19 protein-coding genes are annotated in these 18,457 nt (G+C 71.5%); 10 read left to right on the plus strand and 9 right to left on the minus strand.

Features of this window, described 5'->3' with window-relative positions; genetic code table 11:
• Positions 1-9 precede the first annotated feature (9 nt).
• A complete protein-coding gene (locus tag AOM07_RS00720; protein ID WP_062310293.1) occupies positions 10-549 on the minus strand; it encodes a GNAT family N-acetyltransferase in 540 nt (179 codons plus the stop codon).
• A gap of 128 nt (positions 550-677) precedes the next feature.
• Here AOM07_RS00720 and AOM07_RS14870 point away from each other — a divergent pair, with 128 nt between their 5' ends.
• The 5 genes from AOM07_RS14870 to AOM07_RS00740 all read left to right on the plus strand — a co-directional run bounded on the left by AOM07_RS14870 (position 678) and on the right by AOM07_RS00740 (position 5,510).
• Positions 678-848 carry a DUF8730 family Cys-rich protein gene (locus AOM07_RS14870; protein WP_169748102.1) on the plus strand — a complete coding sequence of 57 codons (171 nt, stop codon included), beginning with the start codon at positions 678-680 and terminating at the stop codon, positions 846-848.
• A gap of 196 nt (positions 849-1,044) precedes the next feature.
• The gene (locus AOM07_RS00725; RefSeq protein ID WP_062310295.1) at positions 1,045-1,275 is read left to right on the plus strand and encodes an NINE protein; all 231 of its coding nucleotides are present in this window, start codon (positions 1,045-1,047) and stop codon (positions 1,273-1,275) included.
• A 67-nt stretch (positions 1,276-1,342) separates the two neighbouring features.
• The gene (locus tag AOM07_RS00730) at positions 1,343-1,804 is read left to right on the plus strand and encodes a CotH kinase family protein (protein ID WP_062310297.1); all 462 of its coding nucleotides are present in this window, start codon (positions 1,343-1,345) and stop codon (positions 1,802-1,804) included.
• A gap of 385 nt (positions 1,805-2,189) precedes the next feature.
• A complete protein-coding gene (locus AOM07_RS00735; RefSeq protein ID WP_062310301.1) occupies positions 2,190-3,446 on the plus strand; it encodes an arginine deiminase in 1,257 nt (418 codons plus the stop codon).
• Between the two features lie 246 nt (positions 3,447-3,692).
• Complete coding sequence (locus AOM07_RS00740; RefSeq protein ID WP_156171732.1) at positions 3,693-5,510, plus strand: alpha/beta hydrolase; 1,818 nt, start codon at positions 3,693-3,695, stop codon at positions 5,508-5,510.
• A gap of 138 nt (positions 5,511-5,648) precedes the next feature.
• Here AOM07_RS00740 and AOM07_RS00745 read toward each other — a convergent pair whose 3' ends face one another.
• The gene (locus AOM07_RS00745) at positions 5,649-6,227 is read right to left on the minus strand and encodes an NADPH-dependent F420 reductase (RefSeq protein ID WP_062310308.1); all 579 of its coding nucleotides are present in this window, start codon (positions 6,225-6,227) and stop codon (positions 5,649-5,651) included.
• A gap of 106 nt (positions 6,228-6,333) precedes the next feature.
• Here AOM07_RS00745 and AOM07_RS00750 point away from each other — a divergent pair, with 106 nt between their 5' ends.
• A complete protein-coding gene (locus tag AOM07_RS00750) occupies positions 6,334-6,939 on the plus strand; it encodes a MarR family winged helix-turn-helix transcriptional regulator (RefSeq protein WP_062310311.1) in 606 nt (201 codons plus the stop codon).
• Between the two features lie 136 nt (positions 6,940-7,075).
• On the opposite strand, the gene AOM07_RS14585 is transcribed toward AOM07_RS00750, so the two are convergent.
• From AOM07_RS14585 to AOM07_RS00765, 4 genes are all read right to left on the minus strand, one after another.
• Entirely contained in the window at positions 7,076-7,219 is a 144-nt protein-coding gene (locus AOM07_RS14585) for a hypothetical protein (protein ID WP_156165367.1), read from the minus strand.
• A gap of 13 nt (positions 7,220-7,232) precedes the next feature.
• Entirely contained in the window at positions 7,233-8,690 is a 1,458-nt protein-coding gene (locus AOM07_RS00755; protein ID WP_062310314.1) for an NAD(P)/FAD-dependent oxidoreductase, read from the minus strand.
• Positions 8,691-8,905: 215 nt separating this feature from the next.
• On the minus strand, positions 8,906-9,292 hold the full coding sequence (locus AOM07_RS00760; RefSeq protein WP_062310321.1) for a phage holin family protein: 387 nt from the start codon (positions 9,290-9,292) through the stop codon (positions 8,906-8,908).
• A 90-nt stretch (positions 9,293-9,382) separates the two neighbouring features.
• Positions 9,383-9,799 (minus strand): phage holin family protein, encoded by a 417-nt coding sequence (locus AOM07_RS00765; RefSeq protein WP_062310324.1) that lies wholly within the window; start codon positions 9,797-9,799, stop codon positions 9,383-9,385.
• 292 nt (positions 9,800-10,091) lie between these two features.
• Between AOM07_RS00765 and AOM07_RS00770 the strand changes: the two genes are divergently transcribed.
• Together AOM07_RS00770 and AOM07_RS00775 are read left to right on the plus strand one after the other, a co-directional pair.
• Positions 10,092-11,738, plus strand: a complete 1,647-nt coding sequence (locus tag AOM07_RS00770) for a cation:proton antiporter domain-containing protein (RefSeq protein ID WP_062310327.1) — start codon at positions 10,092-10,094, stop codon at positions 11,736-11,738.
• A gap of 9 nt (positions 11,739-11,747) precedes the next feature.
• On the plus strand, positions 11,748-12,161 hold the full coding sequence (locus AOM07_RS00775) for a winged helix DNA-binding protein (protein ID WP_062310330.1): 414 nt from the start codon (positions 11,748-11,750) through the stop codon (positions 12,159-12,161).
• Between the two features lie 3 nt (positions 12,162-12,164).
• Here AOM07_RS00775 and AOM07_RS00780 read toward each other — a convergent pair whose 3' ends face one another.
• Positions 12,165-12,578, minus strand: coding sequence for a carboxymuconolactone decarboxylase family protein (locus tag AOM07_RS00780; protein ID WP_062310332.1), 414 nt, complete (start codon positions 12,576-12,578; stop codon positions 12,165-12,167).
• Positions 12,579-12,702: 124 nt separating this feature from the next.
• On the opposite strand from AOM07_RS00780, the gene valS reads away from it, so the two are divergent.
• Positions 12,703-15,456, plus strand: a complete 2,754-nt coding sequence (gene valS, locus AOM07_RS00785) for a valine--tRNA ligase (RefSeq protein ID WP_228374341.1) — start codon at positions 12,703-12,705, stop codon at positions 15,454-15,456.
• Positions 15,457-15,567: 111 nt separating this feature from the next.
• Here valS and AOM07_RS00790 read toward each other — a convergent pair whose 3' ends face one another.
• The gene (locus AOM07_RS00790; protein WP_062310335.1) at positions 15,568-16,203 is read right to left on the minus strand and encodes a TetR/AcrR family transcriptional regulator; all 636 of its coding nucleotides are present in this window, start codon (positions 16,201-16,203) and stop codon (positions 15,568-15,570) included.
• 65 nt (positions 16,204-16,268) lie between these two features.
• On the opposite strand from AOM07_RS00790, the gene AOM07_RS00795 reads away from it, so the two are divergent.
• Positions 16,269-17,348, plus strand: a complete 1,080-nt coding sequence (locus tag AOM07_RS00795) for a flavin-containing monooxygenase (RefSeq protein WP_062310338.1) — start codon at positions 16,269-16,271, stop codon at positions 17,346-17,348.
• Between the two features lie 44 nt (positions 17,349-17,392).
• On the opposite strand, the gene AOM07_RS00800 is transcribed toward AOM07_RS00795, so the two are convergent.
• Positions 17,393-18,322 (minus strand): hypothetical protein, encoded by a 930-nt coding sequence (locus tag AOM07_RS00800; RefSeq protein ID WP_062310341.1) that lies wholly within the window; start codon positions 18,320-18,322, stop codon positions 17,393-17,395.
• Positions 18,323-18,457 lie beyond the last annotated feature (135 nt).

Consider the following 18,457-nt stretch of genomic DNA (forward strand, 5'->3'; position numbering starts at 1 on the left):
GCGCGGGTCTCACGAGCCGGCCGGGCCCCGCATGATCTCCTCGAAGCCGAGCTTCTCGTACAGCGCGAGCGCGCCCTCGTTGTCCGCGTCGCACGTGAGCGCGAGGTCGGGCTCGCCCACGGCCTTGAGCGCGCGGGCGCTCGCCGCCAGCAGCCCGGAGGCGACGCCCTTGCGGCGGTGGTCGGGCAGCGTGAGGCAGTCGAGGACGTACGGGCAGTCGGGCGCGTCGTCCTTGAGCGTGAGCCGGTGCACCACGGTGACCGCGCCCGCGATGTAGCCGTCCTCGGTCACGGCGACCGGGGACGCGACGGGCATGAACTCGCCCGCCTCGTTCTTGAACATGCCCTGGGTGAGCTCGACCACGCGGTCCCAGTCGGTGAAGGAGCCGCGGCGCGGGTAGCACTCCCACACCGCGGCCGCGAGCCACGGGATGTCCTCGGGCACCATTGCGCGGACGTGCGACCATGGAGTGGCGGCCTCGAGGATCGCGCCCACCGGCGCGCGCATGACGATCCGGTCGTAGGACTGCTCCGTCGCGTTCTCGGCCATAATGCCGACCGTAGCAAAGTCCCTCTTGACACATACCCCCAGGGGTATGCATAATGGACATCGAGCGGCCGGAGACCCTCCCCCTGAACCGGCCGCATCACCACGTCACCTCGAGAAGGAGAACACCTATGTGCTCGCGTATCACCTGCAACCAGTGCGGTAAGGCCACCTGGACCGGCTGCGGTCAGCACATCGAGCAGGCGCTCGCCGGCGTCGCCCAGGACCAGCGCTGCTCGTGCGACCAGAGCTCGAGCAACGGCTCGTTCGGCTCGATCTTCGGTTCGATCTTCTCGCGCTAAGCGCGCGAGGGGAGCGCGGTCTGCCCGCGCTCCATCCGGGGAGAGGCCCCCGTCGCCCACGAGGCGACGGGGGCCTTCGCCTTTCCCCGGGACGATGCGCGGGTGGAGCGAGGATCAGGGCGTTCCCCGATACCGCCGGCGGGCGGCGCGGCCTACGCTCGAAGGAGTCCCCCACCAGGACCCCACGGAGAACGAGATGAGCACCGCACCCACGCCCCTTCCGCCGAAGGACACGGCGATCACGTACATCCTGTGGTTCTTCCTCGGCCTGTTCGGGGTCCACCACTTCTACATGGGCAAGATCGGCCGCGGCGTCCTGTGGCTGCTTACCGGTGGTCTGTTCTTCATCGGCTGGGTCGTCGACCTCTTCACGATCCCCTCGCAGGTGCGCACCGTGAACGCGCGCCGCGCGGTCGGGATGCGCTGACCCGCTCCCGACCAACACCCGGCGGCCTCACAGCGGGCTCTCAGCAGCCGTTGGTGGGATGAGGGTCATGAACACCACCGCCACCACCACCACGGTCGCGGACGTCCTGGCCGGCCTCACCCGCGCCGAGGACGCCGCGTTCGCCATCGCGATCGACGCCGCGCTCGACGTCGAGGCCTTCGCCACCTACCTCGCCTTCCAGGAGATCGTCGACAACTACGAGGCGCCCGGGGCCCCCGCGGGCCACGCCTACGTCTGCTACGACGCGGCGACGAGCCGCCTCGCGGTGGTCGACTGGGCGCTCGACGTCGCGGTCGGCACGCGCAGCGGCCTGGGCGACGCCGCCGGCGCCCGCCTCCTCGCCGAGCGCTTCCTCGCGCACCCCGACTACGCCGCCCTCGTCGACGCCGAGCTCGAGCGCCTGTGCGCCGCGCTCGTCGACTCGGGCCTCGCGGACGCCTCCGCCGCCGAGTGGGCGCGCGTCCTGCGCGAGCACACGCCGTCGCTCGCGGTTGCGCCGAGTCTGTAGCGACGGCCGGCGTGGCCCCGGCCCGGCGTGACCCGGCCCCGCACCCCCCAGCGCGCGCCGGCCACCGACCCGAGGCCCAGCGCCGGAACCCGTTCGCTTTCGCGTATTTCAGGAATTCCTAAAACAGGGTCTCGGAGACGGGGCCGCAGGCGTCCGCGAGCGGGCCGGCGAGCGGGGCAGCATGCTCGGTGACGGGCCCCTGGGCGGCATGTCTTAGGAATTCCTGAAATAGCCGGGAGCGAGTGCAGTCTCCGGCGCGGCTCGCGCGGCACGACCCACCCGGCCCGCCCACGAACCGCCCCCCACCTTGAGCCTGCCCCACGCATCGGCCCTCCGACCCTCCCTGCTAGGTTCGAATCACCCTGCAGGAAGGCACGACCCCTCCATGAGCGAGAGCTTCGCACCGGCCATCACGATGCCCGAGTACGGCGTCCACTCGGAGGTCGGACGCCTCCAGAAGGTCCTCGTCTGCTCCCCCGGCCTGGCGCACCACCGCCTCACCCCGTCGAACTGCCAGGACCTGCTGTTCGACGACGTCATGTGGGTGGAGAACGCCGAGCGCGACCACGCCGAATTCGTCCAGCTGATGAAGGACCGCGACATCCAGGTCATGGAGCTGCACACGCTGCTCGCCGAGACCCTTGCGATCCCCCACGCCCGCGCATGGCTGCTCGACCGCAAGGTCACCCCCGACGAGGTGGGCCTGGGCCTCGCCACCGACATCCGCCACTTCCTCGACGAGCTCCCGTCGGACGAGCTCGCGAACCACATCATCGGCGGCCTCTCGACGCTCGACCTGCCGCGCGACTTCTCCCCGCCCGGGATCCAGCTGGTGCGCGAGGAGTCCGGCATGCGCGACTACCTCCTGCCGCCGCTGCCCAACACCCTCTTCACGCGCGACACCACCTCGTGGGTCTACGGCGGCGTCACGCTCAACCCGCTGTACTGGTCCGCGCGCCACGCGGAGACGCTCGTGATGAAGGCCGTGTACGGGTTCCACCCCGACTTCGGCGACGCCGTCAACGTGTGGTGGGGCGACCCGGAGTTCGACCACGGCCTCGCGACGCTCGAGGGTGGTGACGTCATGCCGATCGGCAACGGCACGGTGGTGGTCGGCATGTCCGAGCGCTCGAGCCGCCAGGCCATCACCCAGCTCGCGATGGAGCTGTTCCTCGCCGAGGGCGCCGAGCAGGTCATCGTCGCGAAGCTCCCCCGCCTACGCTCGGCGATGCACCTCGACACCGTCTTCACGCTGGCGGACCGCGACCTCTGCACGGTGTTCCCCGGGATCATCGACGAGATCGAGACCTTCACCATCCGCGAGGCCCCCGCGCCCACCATGCTCGACGTGCGCCGCGAGGACCGGCCGTTCGTCGAGGTGGTCGCGGACGCGCTCGGGGTCGAGATGCGGGTCATCGCGACCGGCGGCGACCGCTACGCGTCGGAGCGCCAGCAGTGGGACTCAGGCAACAACCTGCTCGCGCTCGAGCCCGGTGTGGTGGTCGCGTACGACCGCAACACCCAGACCAACGACGAGCTCCGGGCCGCCGGCGTCGAGGTCATCGAGATCGTCGGCGCGGAGCTGGGACGCGGCCGCGGCGGCGCCCACTGCATGACCCAGCCGCTGCTGCGCGACGCCTGAACGAGGGGGTGACCCGAGGCCGGCCACGTCGTCGGGGCCCCCTCGGGAAGAAGGTGCGGACACGCCATTGTGTCCGCACCTCTTGACGCTAGCGCCGTAAAACGTTGCAGAACCCGCCGTTACGGAATAGTTATCAATGGGAACGGTCACAATTCGACTCTGAGTGTCAATCGGGCCCTCCGGACGACGATGCGCGGCGTTCGCGGCATCCCGGGCTACAGTCGCGAGGGTGAGGGGGTGACGCGCATGACCGGTTCCGCGACGGACGTCCCCGAGACCGCCGAGCAGCCTCGACGGCAGCCCGCGCAGCGCGTGGGCCCGCACGGCCGCATCCTCATCCTCCGCACGCTGCGCGACCGCCGACGCCGCGCATCGTCCTCCCAGCCGCCGCGGCTGCTCGAGCCCACCTTCTCCGGCGTGGGCCTGGTCGCGGGCGCGCTGTTCGTCGCGGGCTCGCTCGAGCCGTCGCTGCTTCCGCGCATCCCGGTCGTGCAGGGCATCGCGACGGGCGTGTCGTTCATGGTCGGCTACGGGCTCGGCGCCGGCGCGCATGCCGTGTGGAACTACCTCGAGGTGCCCAACCTCCGCGGGCGCGCGCGGACCATCGTGGGGTGGACCGTCCTCGGCCTCATCGGGCTGAGCCTGTCGCTGGCGGTGTGGCGGTGGGTCGGGTGGCAGAACGGCATCCGCCGCACCTTCGGCATGGAGGAGCTCGACCCGACCGCGTGGCCCATCGTCATCGGCATCGCGCTCGTGATCGCCGCGGCGCTGCTCGTGGCCGCGCGGGCGCTGCGGAAGGTGTTCCGGTGGGCCGACCAGCTGCTCCTGCGCTTCCTCCCCCACCGGCTCGCCGTCACGCTCGCGACCGCGGGGATGGTGCTGCTGCTGTGGCTGCTCGTGTCGGGCGTGCTCGTGCAGGGCTTCTTCGTCGTGGCGAACTGGGCGTTCTCCGCGCGCGACCTCAACGACGACCGGGTCGGCACCACCGAGGTGACGTCCGCGCTGCGGTCCGGGGGCGAGGGTTCGTACGTCGAGTGGGAGGACCTGGGCCGCCAGGGCCGCGCGTTCGTGTCGGGCGGACCCACCGTGGACGAGCTCGACTCGTGGTCCGGCGGCGGCGCGGTCGAGCCGGTCCGCGTGTTCGTGGGGCTGCGCTCGGCCGACACGCTCGAGGACCGCGCGCAGCTGCTGCTCGACGAGCTCATCCGGACCGGCGCGTTCGACCGGGACGTGCTCGTCCTCACCACCACGACCGGCACGGGCTTCATCGACGCCAACGCCGCGGACGCGATCGAGTTCCTCTACGACGGGGACACCGCGATCGCGGGCCTGCAGTACTCGTACCTGCCCAGCTGGATCTCGCTGCTCGCGGACCAGGAGCTCGTGAACGAGGCCTCGCAGGCGACCTTCAAGCTGGTGCACGACTACTGGATGGAGCTTCCACCCGACGCGCGCCCGGAGATGTACCTCTACGGGCTGTCGCTCGGCTCCGCGGGCGTCGAGTCGATCCTCAGCTCGATCGACATCCTCAACGAGCCCATCGACGGGGCGCTCATGACGGGGCCGACCTTCCTCAACCTCATGCACAACGAGCTCGAGCGCTCGCGCGACGCGGGCTCGCCGGCCTGGCTGCCCGTGGTGAGCGAGGGCCGGACGGTGCGGTTCACGGGCGAGGCGGACGCCCTCGGCGACCCGGAGGCCGCGTGGGGCGACACCCGCGTGGTGTACCTCCAGCACGGCTCGGACCCGGTGGTGTTCTTCTCCCCCGTCACCTTCTATCGCGAGCCCGAGTGGCTCCAGGGCGACCGGCGCGCGCCCGACGTCTCGCCGGAGATGCGCTGGTTCCCCATCATCACGGGCTGGCAGACGATGCTCGACATGCCCGCCGCGGGCTCGGTGCCCGAGGGCTTCGGGCACATGTACACGGCGAAGGCGAACCTCCAGGCGTGGGTCGGCGTGACAGAGCCGGAGGGCTGGACGCGCGCCGACACCGAGGCGCTCGGCGACTTCCTCAACGAGCGCCGCCAGGAGCAGCTCACGCTGCTCGAGCAGCTCGGCCGGTAGAGGGTCGGGCGGCGCGCCGCCTCGCCTGCGCGACCTCGCCTGGACAGGCGCCCGCGCCCCCGCCGCGCGCGCACGCACGCGAACGCCCCGCGCGCCGAGGGGGACGTGGCGCGCGGGGCGTGACGGTGAGACGAACGATCAGCGCGAGATGCCGAAGCCGCCGGTCCAACCGATCTTCTCCGACACCGCGAGCGTGAGCTGCGCGAAGCCGATCGCCTCGAGCTCGTGGGCGCGCGCCAGCGAGCCGGCGTCGATCGCCTCGAGGCCGCCCGCCTCGACCGCGGCCACGAGGGCCGCCTTGGCCTCGGCCGAGTCGCCGGCGACGAGCACGGTGGTGGTGAGCTCGCCGACCTTCTTGGCGCCCAGGGTCGCCGCGAAGTTCGTGTTGAAGGCCTTGACCACGTGGGCGGCGGGGATGCGCGCCTGGATCTCGGCGGCGGCGGACGAGCCTGCCGGCACGACGAGCGAGTCGAAGGTCTCGAAGTTGAGGGGGTTGGTGATGTCGACCACGACCTTGCCGGCGAAGGCGTCGCCGTAGGCCTCGAGGATCGAGTCCACCGCCGGGAACGGCACCGCGAGGACCACGACGTCGCCGTCGAGGGGGGCGGTGCCCACCTGCTCCTTGGCCACGTAGGTGACGGAGCTGCCGCCGTCGGCGAGCACGCCGCCGATCGCGTTGGCCATGTTGCCGGTGCCGATGATGGTGAAGGTCGTCATGTCGATTCCTGTTCCGGGCCGCCTCGGCGCCCCATTGGTTGTACCTACAACAACTGACCATAGACCCTCTTGGTTGTAGATGCAACCTTTGGGTAGGATGGTACCCATGACGACCACCGACACCGCCCTGCGCCACCGCGAGCGTGTCGCGGTCGCGCGCCTGCACGCACTGCTCGAGCTGCTCCCGACCGCCCTGGACAAGCGCCTCGCCGACGCCCACCTCACGGCCTTCGAGTTCACCCTCCTCGAGGCGCTGCGCGAGGCCGACGGCGACCGCCTGCGCCTGAGCGCCCTCGCGTCGCGCACCAATGCGACACTCCCCCGCCTCTCGCGCGTGGTGACCGGCCTCGAGCGCAAGGGCCTGGTGACGCGCACGCCCTGCCCGGAGGACGGGCGCGCCTTCAACGCTGTCCTCACGGACGCGGGACGCGAGGCGTTCGAGGCGACGCGGCCGCTGCACGCCGACGCGGTGCGCGAGATGGTCCTCGACGGCATGACCGAGGACGAGGTCGACACGCTGGCCGACCTCGCCCTCAAGATCCTCGGCCGGCTCGACCCCGACCGCCGCCTCGCGGTGACGGCGAGCCTCGGCGACGCCGCGTGCGCGGCCGACCCGGCGGCCGCGGAGTGCGCGGCCGACCCGGCCGTCGCGGAGTGCGACGCGGACCCGCTGCCGGCGGACGACTGCCCAGCCGACCCCGCGCAGGCCTAGCCGCCCGGGGCGCCCGCGCCGACGCCCGAGGCGCCCGCACACGCGCCCACGCCCACGCCGCGGGGGCCGATGCGCCGTGCCGGCGACCACGCCGCGGGCCGAGCGCGATCACCGCCGCCGCGGGCCGATGCGCGGCTCAGTGGTGCTTCTGCGCGAGCCTCCACATCGTCCACGAGGTCCCGATGAACCTCGCGAGCTGCGCGAACACGTTCCTCCGACGCCTCAGCTCACCCTCGGTGGGCAGCGGCGCGTGCGAGATCTGCTCGTTGGTGGTGTCCATCAGAGCCCTCCGATCATTCCGGGATCCACGTCCACCCGGGACGGGCCTTCGCCTTGTAGATGAACAGGGTGTGGAGCATGCGCTTCACCCAGTGGCCCGACAGTCCGATCTCGCCCTTCGTCGCCTTGAGGTCGCGGCCGGTCTCGGGGTACTTCTCCCAGTCCGGCACCACGGGGCTCATGGTCATCGCGGCGGCCGTGCCGGAGCGGAAGCCGTGGCCCGCGGAGGCGACGCACGCGGCGGCCATCTCCGACATCGACGCCGAGTGCGTGGGGGCCGGGGCGCCCTTGAGGATCATGTCGGCGATCGACTTCGCGACCACCTTGCCCATGGTCCCCGACGGCATGCCGGTGCGCGGCGGCGACGGTGCGACCGCGACCCCGTCCGGGGTGGCGCGCGGCTTCGAGATCTGGTGCGGCGGCGCGAACGCGATGCCCACCGCGAACACGTTCCGGTAGGTCGGGTTCTGGTACGTCCGCGGCCAGTCCTTCGCGGTCCACTCCTCGTACGGCTTGGGCGTGTAGTCCGCATCGACCTTGAGGAAGCCCGACGGCGCGAACACCGTCGAGGTGATGTCCTCGCCCTCCCTGTCGAACGCCTTCCAGTCGTTGCCCTTGAACGGCGGCAGCAGCATCGCGAAGTCGAACTCGAGGTCGTTGTGCGACCCGTCGAGCTGGTCGTAGTGGATGACCCCGGGCTCGATCGAGGTGACGGCCGCGCCGGTGATGGCGCGCACGCCGCGCTCCCGGAACAGCGACTGCGTCCACAGCTCCGACGAGGTGCGGTAGCCGTTCTGCTCGAACTGCATGCCGCCGACGCCGAAGTCGCCGAGCTCGTTCTCGTTGGTGAGGTAGACGATCTCCGCGTTCTGGCGCACGCCCGCCTCGCGCAGCTCGTGCTCGACGTTGAACGTGTACTCGAACGCCGCGCCCTCGCACGTGCACGTGCCGTGCCCGACGCCGATCACCACGGTCTGCTTCTGGGTCCGCAGACGCGTCTTGAGCTCGGCGAGCCTGCCGGCCGCCTCGGTCGCATGGTCGGGCGTGCACACCGACAGCGTGTTGCCCGCGTCCGGTCCGAGGCCCGGCGTCGCGCCGAAGTTGAGCTTGGGACCCGTCGCGTTGATGACGTAGTCGTAGCGGATCTTCTCGTGCTCGCCGTCGCGGCCGGCTGAGGTGTGCTCGACCTCGACCGCGGGCCGCGCATCGTCCGCGTCGCCCTCGGGCCACAGCGCGAAGGCCTTGCCCTGCACGAAGGTGATGCCCTGCTTCTTGTAGATGGGTCCGAGCTCGAAGACCACGTCGTCGTGCCCCATCTTCCCCACGCCGACCCAGATGTTCGACGGGATCCAGTTGTACGTGGGCTTGGGGTTCACCACGACGATCTCGTGCTCCTGCGGCAGGAGCTTCCTCAGGTACAGCGCTGCGGTGTGCCCCGAAACCCCGGCACCCAGGACGACCACACGGGCCATGACCGATCACCTTCCTCGCTGATACGGACCGGCCGTCACCGTTGGCGGCCTACCTTTCAGGCTTATACCCCCGAGGGTATCCCTCGCAAGGGACGAAGGTCCCCGAATACGCGCGTTCCGGCGCGTCGCGACAGGCCGCCGAGAAACCCGCCCGGACAGCAGAACGCGCCGCCGGCCTCGGCCGGCGGCGCGTCCGCGACATCCGTGGCGGAGGCTCAGCCCTTCTTCTTCTCCGCCGCCTCCTTGAGCAGGAACATCGGCAGCAGCCAGGTGCACAGCGCGGTGATGAGCCAGACGAGCACGGTCGCGGCGATCCATGTCCCGACGCCGTCGATCGTGAGGCTGTCGACCATGAGCGAGGTGATGAGCAGCGCGACGAACGTCGACACCAGCCCCACGCCGCCCAGGAACGCGTTCGCGTACTTGGTGGCCATCTTGAAGATCAGCGGCGACAGGATCCACTGCGCGACGGTGAAGATCACCGACGCGGTGACGAGCGCGAGGAAGTCGATCTGGAAGCCCTCGAGCACCAGCGACGTGATCCACAGGCCGAGGGCCGCGGAACCGAGGAAGATCAGCGTGTTGATCAGGAATCTCACCATGAGCCCGACGCTACTACTCGAATGTCCGTTTCGCGCGGTAATCAGGCATGACGCGCGTATGGCGCGTCGGGACGATGCGCGGGCCCGGCGCTACTCGGCGGCGGGCTTGTCGACGGCCTTGCCCTGGTCGCCCTTGTCGCCGATGCGGTCGAAGAGCCCGGGCAGCACCCACACGCCGATCGCGGTGATGAGCCACACCAGCAGCGTGCCGCCGGCCCACGCGCCGAAGGTGTGGATGACCAGCCCCTCGGTGAGGGTCGCGGTGATGAGCAGCGCGACGAACGTGGAGATGATGCCCACGCCGCCCACGACCGCCCGCGCGCGCTTCTCGATCTGGCGCTCGATGATGGGCGACAGGAGGCTCTGCGCGAGCGCGAAGATCACCGTCGCGGTGATGAGCCCGCTGATCTTGAGCTCGAAGTCGTCGCCGAGAAGGAGCGACGTCAGCGCGAGCGCCGCCACCGCGGAGGCGAGGAACACGGCCGCCTTGAGCAGGAATCTCTCCATGGCCCGACGCTACCGCGCCGCCGGGACGATGCGCGAGAGGCTCCCGGCGCATCGTCCGGGCGGAAGGTGCCTGGAAAGACGACGAGGGCGCCTCCGAAGAGGCGCCCTCGTGGTGCTGTCGACCAAGTCTTCCGGCCACCAGGGACTTGCGGCCGGCGTCAAAGACGAATCAGGTCTAGGACCTTGTGCCTAGACAGTAGCGCATCGGGGGCCTCCCGCGCGTCGGATCGCATAGGATCGCTCGACCCGAACCGGACATCTGTCCGCAAACTTCGCCGGATAGTGTCGGGGCATGCTGCATCACGCTCCCCTCATCACGACGATCGCGGTGGGCCTGGTGGCGGCCTTCATCCTCGGGTTCCTCGCGCAGAAGGCGCGGCTGTCCCCCATCGTCGGCTACCTCGCCGCCGGCCTCCTCATCGGCCCGTACACCCCCGGGTACGTGGGCGACGTGGACCTCGCGACGCAGCTGAGCGAGATCGGCGTGATCCTGCTGATGTTCGGCGTCGGGCTGCACTTCTCCTTCAAGGAGCTGCTCGCGGTGCGCCGCGTCGCGCTGCCGGGCGCGATCGCGCAGATGACGGTGGCGACGGCGCTGGGCACGGGGCTGGGCTTCGTGCTCGGCTGGGGCACGGCCGGGTCGCTGCTGTTCGGCCTCGCGCTGTCCGTCGCGTCGACCGTGGTGATGCTGCGCGCGCTCGAGGAGCGCCAGATGCTCGACACGCGCGCCGGGCACATCGCGGTCGGCTGGCTCATCGTCGAGGACCTCGCGATGGTGATCGCGCTCGTCGTGGTGCCGGTGCTCGCGGGCGGCGCGGACGTCACCGGCGCCGAGCTCGCCGGGGAGCTGGCCCTCACCGTCGCGCGCGTCGCCGGCTTCGTCGCGCTCATGTGGTTCGTGGGCCGGCGGGTCATCCCGTGGACGCTCGCCCGCGTCGCGGACACCGGCTCGCGCGAGCTCTTCACGCTCGGCGTGCTCGCGATCGGGCTGGGCGTCGCGGTGGGCGCGGCGTGGCTGTTCGAGGTGTCGTTCGCGCTCGGCGCGTTCTTCGCGGGCATGATCCTGCGGGAGTCCGACCTGTCCCACCGCGCCGCCGAGGACTCCCTGCCGCTGCGCGACGCGTTCGCGGTGCTGTTCTTCGTCGCGGTCGGCATGCTGGTCGACCCGAGCATCGTCTGGCGGCAGCCGGTCGCGCTGCTCGCGACGGTCGCGATCATCGTCGGCGGCAAGCTCGTGGTCGCGTACGCGCTCGTGCGGGCGCTCAAGTACTCGCGGTCGATGGCGCTGGTCGTGGGCGCCTCGCTCGCGCAGATCGGCGAGTTCTCCTTCATCCTCGTCACCCTCGGCGCCGACCTCGAGGTGCTCCACCAGGACGCGCAGGACCTCGTGCTCGCCGGCGCGATCGTGTCGATCATCCTCAACCCGCTGCTGTTCGCGTGGGTCGCGCGCGTCTACGCGCGCCGGGAGGGCGTCGCGGTGGACGATGCGGAGGGCCCGGTGGAGTCGCACGCCACCGGCCACGTGGTCGTGGTGGGCTACGGCCGGGTCGGCGGGCGCGTCGCCGAGGGCCTGTGGGGCGCGGAGATCCCCGTCGTGGTGATCGACGACGACGAGACCCGGGTCGAGCGCATCCGCGCCGCGGGCCACGAGGCGATCCTGGGCAACGCCGCGCGCGCCAAGGTGCTGCACGCCGCCGGCATCGAGGCGGCGCGTGCGGTGCTCGTCGGCGTGCCCGACCCGCTCAACGCGGGCGCGATCGTCGCGAAGGCCCGCGAGCTCGCGCCGGACGCCGACATCGTCGCGCGCGGCCACGGCAAGCGCGACGTCGCGTACCTCCAGGCGCAGGGCGCGAGCCGCGTGCTCGTGGGCGTGCACGAGATCGCCGACCTCATGGTCGAGCGCGCCGGCGGCCCGCCGAACGAGCCCGAGGCGACGTAGCCTGACCGTATGAGCGACGACGCCCCGCGGCTCGACATCCTCGTGCGGATGCTCACGCACGCCTTCGACCTCGCCTTCGACGAGGCGCTCGCCGACCGGTCCAGCACGCGCGCCGAGTTCGTCATGCTGAGCCGGCTCGCGGACTCGCACGACCCGGTCACCTGGGAGGTGCTCGAGGGGTCGATGCCGGTCGGCTACGGACCGGGTCTGCTCACCGAGACGTGGAACGCGCTCGCCGTGGCGGGGTGGGCCGACGAGGTCGACGGGCTGCGCGTCGCGACCCAGGGCGGCCGCGAGGCGCTCGACGAGCTGCACGCCGCCATCGACGGCATCGCGACCGAGGCGACCGCCGGGATCGCGGCGCACGATGTCGAGGTCGCCGCGGAGGTGCTGCGGCACATGCTCGACAACCTGGACGACTGAGCCTCAGTCCATCCCGCGCATCACGCGGTTCCACGCGTTCGTGAGGGCCACGACCTCGACGATCGCGCCGATCTGCTTGCCGTTGAACCACGCCCCCGCCTGCTCGCGGGCCTCCTGCTCGAGCGCGCGCGGCGCGTCGGTGAGCACCTCGGCGAGGCGCAGCGCGGCGGCCTCCCCGTCCGTCACGAGGCCGGGCCGGATCTGGCGGGCGGGACGCGCGAGCGCGCTGATGAGGTCGGGACGGGTGCCCGCCTTCGCGAGGGACTCGGAGTGCAGGCGGATCGAGTGGTGGCAGCCGTTGAGGTGCGACACCCGCAGGCGGATCATGTCGCGCAGGCGCGGCTCGAGGGCGTCGCCGACGTCGCCGTCCAGCCTCTCGAGCGCCTTGAGGAAGCCGGCGCCGACCCTCGCCTCCATGCGCGGAACGGTACCCGCGCATCGTCCACCGGTACGGGAGGCGTGCCGCCCGCCCGCCAGGTGCCGCGCATCGTCCCTGCTCCCGATTCCCGCGCACCGTCCCCGCTCTGGAAGAATGGCGCGCATGACTTCGCGCATCCCTGACAAGGCCACCGTCGACGGGCTTGAGGACCGCTGGAACGAGGCCTGGGAGGCCTCCGGAACCTACCGCTTCGACGAGTCGAAGACCCGCGAGCAGGTGTACTCGATCGACACCCCGCCGCCGACCGTGTCGGGCTCCCTCCACGTCGGCCACGTCTTCAGCTACACGCACACGGACGTGGTTGCCCGCTTCCAGCGCATGCGCGGCCGCGAGGTGTTCTACCCGATGGGGTGGGACGACAACGGCCTGCCCACCGAGCGCCGCGTGCAGAACTACTACGGCGTGCGCTGCGACCCGACCCTGCCCTACGTCGACGGCTACGAGCCCCCGCACCAGGGCGGCGAGGGCAAGTCGATCAAGGCCGCGGACCAGCAGCCGATCTCGCGCAAGAACTTCGTCGAGCTGTGCGAGCGCCTCACCGCCGAGGACGAGAAGCAGTTCGAGGCGCTGTGGCGTCACCTGGGCCTGTCGGTCGACTGGTCGCGCACCTACCAGACCATCTCCCCCTCGTCGCAGGCGGTCGCCCAGCAGGCGTTCCTGCGCGGGCTGTCGCGCGGCGAGTGCTACCAGGCCGAGGCGCCGACCCTGTGGGACGTGACGTTCCGCACCGCGGTCGCGCAGGCCGAGCTCGAGGACCGCGAGCGTCCCGGCGCGTACCACCGCCTGGCCTTCGAGCCGGCGGCGGACATGGAGGAGGCGACCGGCTCGTACGAGTCCATCTGGATCGAGACGACCCGCCCCGAGCTGCTTCCTGCGTGCGTCGCGCTGGTCGCGCATCCGGACGACGAGCGCTACCAGCCGCTCTTCGGCAAGCACGTGCGGACGCCGCTGTTCGGCGTCGAGGTGCCCGTCGTCGCGCACCACCTCGCCAACCCCGAGAAGGGGTCCGGCATCGCGATGATCTGCACCTTCGGCGACATCACCGACGTCACCTGGTGGCGCGAGCTGCGCCTGCCGACGCGCCCGGTCATCGGCTGGGACGGCCGCGTGCTGGCCGAGGCGCCGCACGGGATCGAGTCGCCCGAGGGTCTCGCCGCGTTCGGCGAGCTCGCCGGCATGACCGTGTTCTCCGCCCAGAAGCGCATCGTCGAGATGCTGCAGGAGGCGGGCGTGATGGACGGCGACGCGCGCGCCATCTCGCACCCCGTGAAGTTCTTCGAGAAGGGCGACAAGCCGCTCGAGATCGTCACCACGCGCCAGTGGTACATCCGCAATGGCGGCACCGATGCCGGTCTCAACGCGGAGCTGGTCGCGCGCGGGTCCGAGCTCGACTTCGAGCCCGACTTCATGCGCGTGCGCTACGAGAACTGGGTCAAGGGCCTGACGGGCGACTGGCTGATCTCGCGTCAGCGCTTCTTCGGCGTGCCGATCCCAGTCTGGTACCCCGTGCTCGCGGACGGCTCGCCCGATTTCGACCACCCGCTGGTGCCTGATGAGGCGTCGCTGCCGGTCGACCCGTCGGTGGACGTGCCTGTCGGGTTCTCCGCCGACCAGAGGGACGTGCCCGGGGGCTTCACCGGCGAGAAGGACATCATGGACACGTGGGCGACCTCGTCGCTCACCCCGCAGATCGTGTGCGGGTGGCGCGACAACCCCGCGCTGTTCGCGGCCACGTTCCCCATGGACCTGCGCCCGCAGGGCCAGGACATCATCCGCACGTGGCTGTTCTCCACCGTGGTGCGCGCGCACCAGGAGCACGGCACGCTGCCGTGGAAGCACGCGGCGATCTCCGGCTGGATCCTCGACCCCGACCGCAAGAAGATGTCGAAGTCGAAGGGCAACGTCGTCACGCCGATGGGCCTGCTCGAGCAGCACGGCTCGGACGCGGTGCGTTACTGGGCCGCTGCGGCGCGCCTGGGCACGGACGCGGCCTTCGACGAGGGTCAGATGAAGATCGGCCGCCGCCTCGCGATGAAGGTGCTCAACGCCTCGAAGTTCGTGCTGGGCGCGACGGGCATCTCGACCGCGGCCGGTGCGTCGTTGGAGCAGGGCATCGCTGCGGCCGACGCGGTCGCCGCGGGCTCGGTCACCGAGCCGCTCGACCGGGCGATGCTGTCCGCGCTGGCCGACGTCGTCGACGCCTCCACCAAGGCGCTCGAGGGCTACGACCACACCCGTGCGCTCGAGGTCGCGGAGACGCTCTTCTGGACGTTCTGCGACGACTACCTCGAGCTCGTCAAGGCGCGCGCCTACGACGGCGCCGCCCCGGGTGAGGCGATCGACCCGTACGCGCCGTGCTCGGAGGGCGCCGCATCGGCCCGCACCACGCTGACGCTCGCGCTCGGCACGTTCTTGCGCCTGTTCGCGCCGGTGCTGCCGTTCGCGACCGAGGAGGTGTGGAGCTGGTACCAGCCCGGTTCGGTGCACCGCGCCGAGTGGCCGACCTCCGCCCCGCTGCGTACTGCAGCCGGCGAGGCGTCCTCGGGCGCGCCGCTGCTGGCCGCGGCCGGCGAGGCGCTGTCCGTGCTCCGCAAGGTCAAGTCCGAGGCGAAGGTCTCGCAGCGCACGCCGCTGACGTCCGTGGACCTGCTGGTGCCGGCCGCGAAGGCGGGCTTCGTGCGGGCCACGAAGGCGGACCTGCTGTCGGCGGGCCGCGTCGAGGCGATGCAGATCGTCGACACCGAGGCCGCGCTCGAGCCCAACGTCGACGGCCTGGGCTCGGAGGACGGCTCGCCGGACGAGATCGCGGACCCGACGGTGATGCGCACGGAGAACGCGGTCCTCGGCGAGGCCTGACCCCCGCCCTCCCCCCACCCGTCGCCCCCGTCCACCGCGCTGCGGGGAACTCAGCGACGGTTCTGGAAGGTTTGCGACTCCTACGGGGAACTGGGCGACGCCTCGGCCCGCTCAGCCCTCGAGCAACGCCACCGCGAGGGAGCGCTCGACCCAGCCCGCGTACGCGTCGATCGACCATCCCTCGACCTCGACGAGCTGGGCGTAGGTCTGCGGATGCCCGATGCTCCAGATGATCGCGGCGACGTCCTCGCGCGGCAGCTCCCGGGCGCCGGGGCGCTCGCGGAGCTGATCGGCGGCACGGCCGTAGTTCGCGAGCCGCTGGGAGGCTCGACGCCGCTCCAGCTCAGCGATCGAATCGTCGTGCGCGGCGGCTTCGCGGATGAGCCGGATCACGGGCGCGACGCGCGGCTGGGACTCCGCGAACCACGTTGCGAGCACTGCCACCATCTCGCGAGCCGTGGAGGTCGCTCCTGCCCTCTCCGCCATGAACTCGGGTACGCGCCGCGGCGCCCCCGGACCCGCGGCGACGGCGTCCAGCACGGCATCGAGGACCTCACGCTTGCTTCCGACCGCGTTGTAGACGGTCTGCACGGCCACGTCCGCCGCTCGCGCGATGTCGCTGATCGACGTCCGGCCGTACCCCTTCTGCACCATGAGCCGATGCGCCGCCTCGACGATGCGCGAGCGCGTGGCCTCGGCGTGCCGGCGATGAGCACGGGATCCGCGAGAGGTCTTGACGTCATCCACGAAACTAGAATAGCGTTCTAGTAAATGGAACATGGTTCCATCAAGCGCGTGTCCGGAGGTGCGCGATGGACGATCAGCACGATGTCGTGGTCATCGGAGGCGGCCAGGCGGGACTCGCCGCCGCGTACCACCTCAGCCGGGCGGGAGTCGACCACGTCGTGCTCGACGCGGGCGCCTCCCCCGGCGACCAGTGGCGCAGACGCTGGGACTCGCTCCGCCTGTTCACGCCCGTCCAGCACTCGACCATGCCGGGCCTTCCCTGGGAGAAGCCGCGCGGGTACTTCCCGACGAAGGACGAGGTCGCGGACTACCTGGCACGCTACCGGGAGGTGCACGGGATCGCCTTGCGGCACGGCGCGAGGGTGACCCGGCTCTCGCGCGACGCGGGCGGCTTCGCGCTCGAGACGTCGACCGGGGCCCTGGCGGCGCGCTCGGTGGTGGTGGCGACCGGCGCGACCTCGCTCCCGCACGTGCCGGACGTCGGCGCCGGACTCGACCCGAGCATCACCCAGTTGCACTCCGACAGCTACCGCTCCCCTGCTGACGTGCCCGGGCGGCGCGTCCTGGTCGTGGGTTTCGGGACGTCGGGCGCCGAGCTCGCGGTCGACCTCGCACGGGCCGGCCGCCAGGTGACCATCGCGGGTCGCCCCACACCCCACCCGCCCGACGCGCTGCTCGCCGTCGCGGGCGGTGCATGGTGGGTCATGATCACGAAGGTGCTGAATCGTCGCACACCCCTCGGCCGCAGGGTCGCGCCGCGGGCGCTGGCGCACGGCGCACCGCTGATCCGCATCTCCGCGCGTGACGTCGCGGCCGCGGGCGTCCGCCGGGCGGGCAGGATCGACGGCGTCGACAGGGGCCTCCCCGTCGCCGATGGCGCGCCGCTCGACGTCGATGCCGTGCTGTGGTGCACCGGCTACCGCGGGAACCTGTCGTGGATCGACATCCCCGCACTCGAGCGCGACGCACACGGATTCCCGGTGGCGCCCTTCGGCCTCGTGCCCGAGGTGCCGGGGCTCGGCTTCGTCGGCATGCCGTTCCAGACTCGGTTGGCCTCTCCGCTGCTAGGCGGCGTGGGCGAGGACGCGGCCAACGTGGTGGCGGCGCTCGCTCCCGCGCGCGCTCTCGTGCCAGGGGCGGGCTGACGGCTCCTCAAGCTGCTCGCCAGCAGCTCGAGACCGGCGGTCGCTCACCGCGCGCTGCGCGCCTCGAGCACTCCCCGCACCAGTGCCCGGCACCACTCGGGTCGCTCGGTGATGTCGCGATAGGTCAGCCGCACGGTCTGGATGCCGACCCGCGCCAGGTTGGCATCGCGCCGCAGATCGCGTTGCCGGCTCAGCGGGTCGGTGTGGAAGGCGGCACCGTCGAGCTCGATAGCGGTCATCGTGGCGGGGTCGTACATGTCGAGGCGGTACGTCTCCCCCGCAGCACGCACGAGGTGCTGGCGGAGCAGACGGGCGAACTCCTTGGTATTGAAGACGTTCCGCAGGCCCTTCTCCTCGAGGTAGCTCTCGGCTCCACGTGCCGCGGAGTCGATACGCCGGGTGAGCTCCTTGCGGGCGAGACACCTCGGCACCCGCTCGAGCGCCTCCTGCAGCCCGCGCGGGGTGGTGAAGCCGGTGCTGACGGCGCGGTGGACAGCGGTCGCCCGACGGTCGCGCGGCAGCATTCCGTAGCCGAAGATCACCGCGAGGTCGGGGCCCACGACGGTCGCCCGTCCGAGCCGCATGGTGGGTGGCGAATACGTGAGCCGGCGGAGCCGGATCCAGGACGGCGGGTAGGGCCGCTCCGCGTGCGGGAGGGTGATCTCGATTTGGGCGGGCGGATCGGTGACGAAGCCCCACAGGAACATCGCGGCGACTCCCGACAGCGCGGCGTTCGGTCCCGCCCACAGCAGAGCCGCATCGACCCTCGCGGTGAAGGAGTCGGCATGCACGGCGCCGACGTAGACGTTCGGGAGGAGTCGCACCGCCTCGCCTCGTGCCACCGCGGTCCGCGCCTTGCGCTCGGAGGACAGCCCTACGAGCTCCTCGAAGGTGAAGGCCCGGGGATACCGCCGCAGCGTCTCGGCGAGGGAGCCGGTGGCGTCGGCGGTCGGGAGCGACCTGAGGTGAGTCATGGCTCCGTTGTAGGCGGGGCCGCGCGCGCGGCGGGCGCTTCACGGCGCGCTCGGGACGGCGGAGGGCACCACCGCGGGCTGGGGACATCGGTGCGCCTGGACGCGGCGAGCGTCGCTCAGTTCCCCGTAGGAGTC

The sequence above is a fragment of the Demequina rhizosphaerae genome, from assembly GCF_000971255.1.
Taxonomy (GTDB): Bacteria; Actinomycetota; Actinomycetes; order Actinomycetales; family Demequinaceae; genus Demequina; species Demequina rhizosphaerae.

What these genes read in the sequence shown, in the direction of transcription:
- AOM07_RS00720 (WP_062310293.1), bottom strand. Translation starts at nt 549, where the DNA reads ATGGCCGAGAACGCGACGGAGCAGTCCTACGACCGGATCGTCATGCGC.
- AOM07_RS14870 (WP_169748102.1), top strand. Translation starts at nt 678, where the DNA reads ATGTGCTCGCGTATCACCTGCAACCAGTGCGGTAAGGCCACCTGGACC.
- AOM07_RS00725 (WP_062310295.1), top strand. Translation starts at nt 1,045, where the DNA reads ATGAGCACCGCACCCACGCCCCTTCCGCCGAAGGACACGGCGATCACG.
- AOM07_RS00730 (WP_062310297.1), top strand. Translation starts at nt 1,343, where the DNA reads ATGAACACCACCGCCACCACCACCACGGTCGCGGACGTCCTGGCCGGC.
- AOM07_RS00735 (WP_062310301.1), top strand. Translation starts at nt 2,190, where the DNA reads ATGAGCGAGAGCTTCGCACCGGCCATCACGATGCCCGAGTACGGCGTC.
- AOM07_RS00740 (WP_156171732.1), top strand. Translation starts at nt 3,693, where the DNA reads ATGACCGGTTCCGCGACGGACGTCCCCGAGACCGCCGAGCAGCCTCGA.
- AOM07_RS00745 (WP_062310308.1), bottom strand. Translation starts at nt 6,227, where the DNA reads ATGACGACCTTCACCATCATCGGCACCGGCAACATGGCCAACGCGATC.
- AOM07_RS00750 (WP_062310311.1), top strand. Translation starts at nt 6,334, where the DNA reads ATGACGACCACCGACACCGCCCTGCGCCACCGCGAGCGTGTCGCGGTC.
- AOM07_RS14585 (WP_156165367.1), bottom strand. Translation starts at nt 7,219, where the DNA reads ATGGACACCACCAACGAGCAGATCTCGCACGCGCCGCTGCCCACCGAG.
- AOM07_RS00755 (WP_062310314.1), bottom strand. Translation starts at nt 8,690, where the DNA reads ATGGCCCGTGTGGTCGTCCTGGGTGCCGGGGTTTCGGGGCACACCGCA.
- AOM07_RS00760 (WP_062310321.1), bottom strand. Translation starts at nt 9,292, where the DNA reads ATGGTGAGATTCCTGATCAACACGCTGATCTTCCTCGGTTCCGCGGCC.
- AOM07_RS00765 (WP_062310324.1), bottom strand. Translation starts at nt 9,799, where the DNA reads ATGGAGAGATTCCTGCTCAAGGCGGCCGTGTTCCTCGCCTCCGCGGTG.
- AOM07_RS00770 (WP_062310327.1), top strand. Translation starts at nt 10,092, where the DNA reads ATGCTGCATCACGCTCCCCTCATCACGACGATCGCGGTGGGCCTGGTG.
- AOM07_RS00775 (WP_062310330.1), top strand. Translation starts at nt 11,748, where the DNA reads ATGAGCGACGACGCCCCGCGGCTCGACATCCTCGTGCGGATGCTCACG.
- AOM07_RS00780 (WP_062310332.1), bottom strand. Translation starts at nt 12,578, where the DNA reads ATGGAGGCGAGGGTCGGCGCCGGCTTCCTCAAGGCGCTCGAGAGGCTG.
- valS (WP_228374341.1), top strand. Translation starts at nt 12,703, where the DNA reads ATGACTTCGCGCATCCCTGACAAGGCCACCGTCGACGGGCTTGAGGAC.
- AOM07_RS00795 (WP_062310338.1), top strand. Translation starts at nt 16,269, where the DNA reads ATGGACGATCAGCACGATGTCGTGGTCATCGGAGGCGGCCAGGCGGGA.
- AOM07_RS00800 (WP_062310341.1), bottom strand. Translation starts at nt 18,322, where the DNA reads ATGACTCACCTCAGGTCGCTCCCGACCGCCGACGCCACCGGCTCCCTC.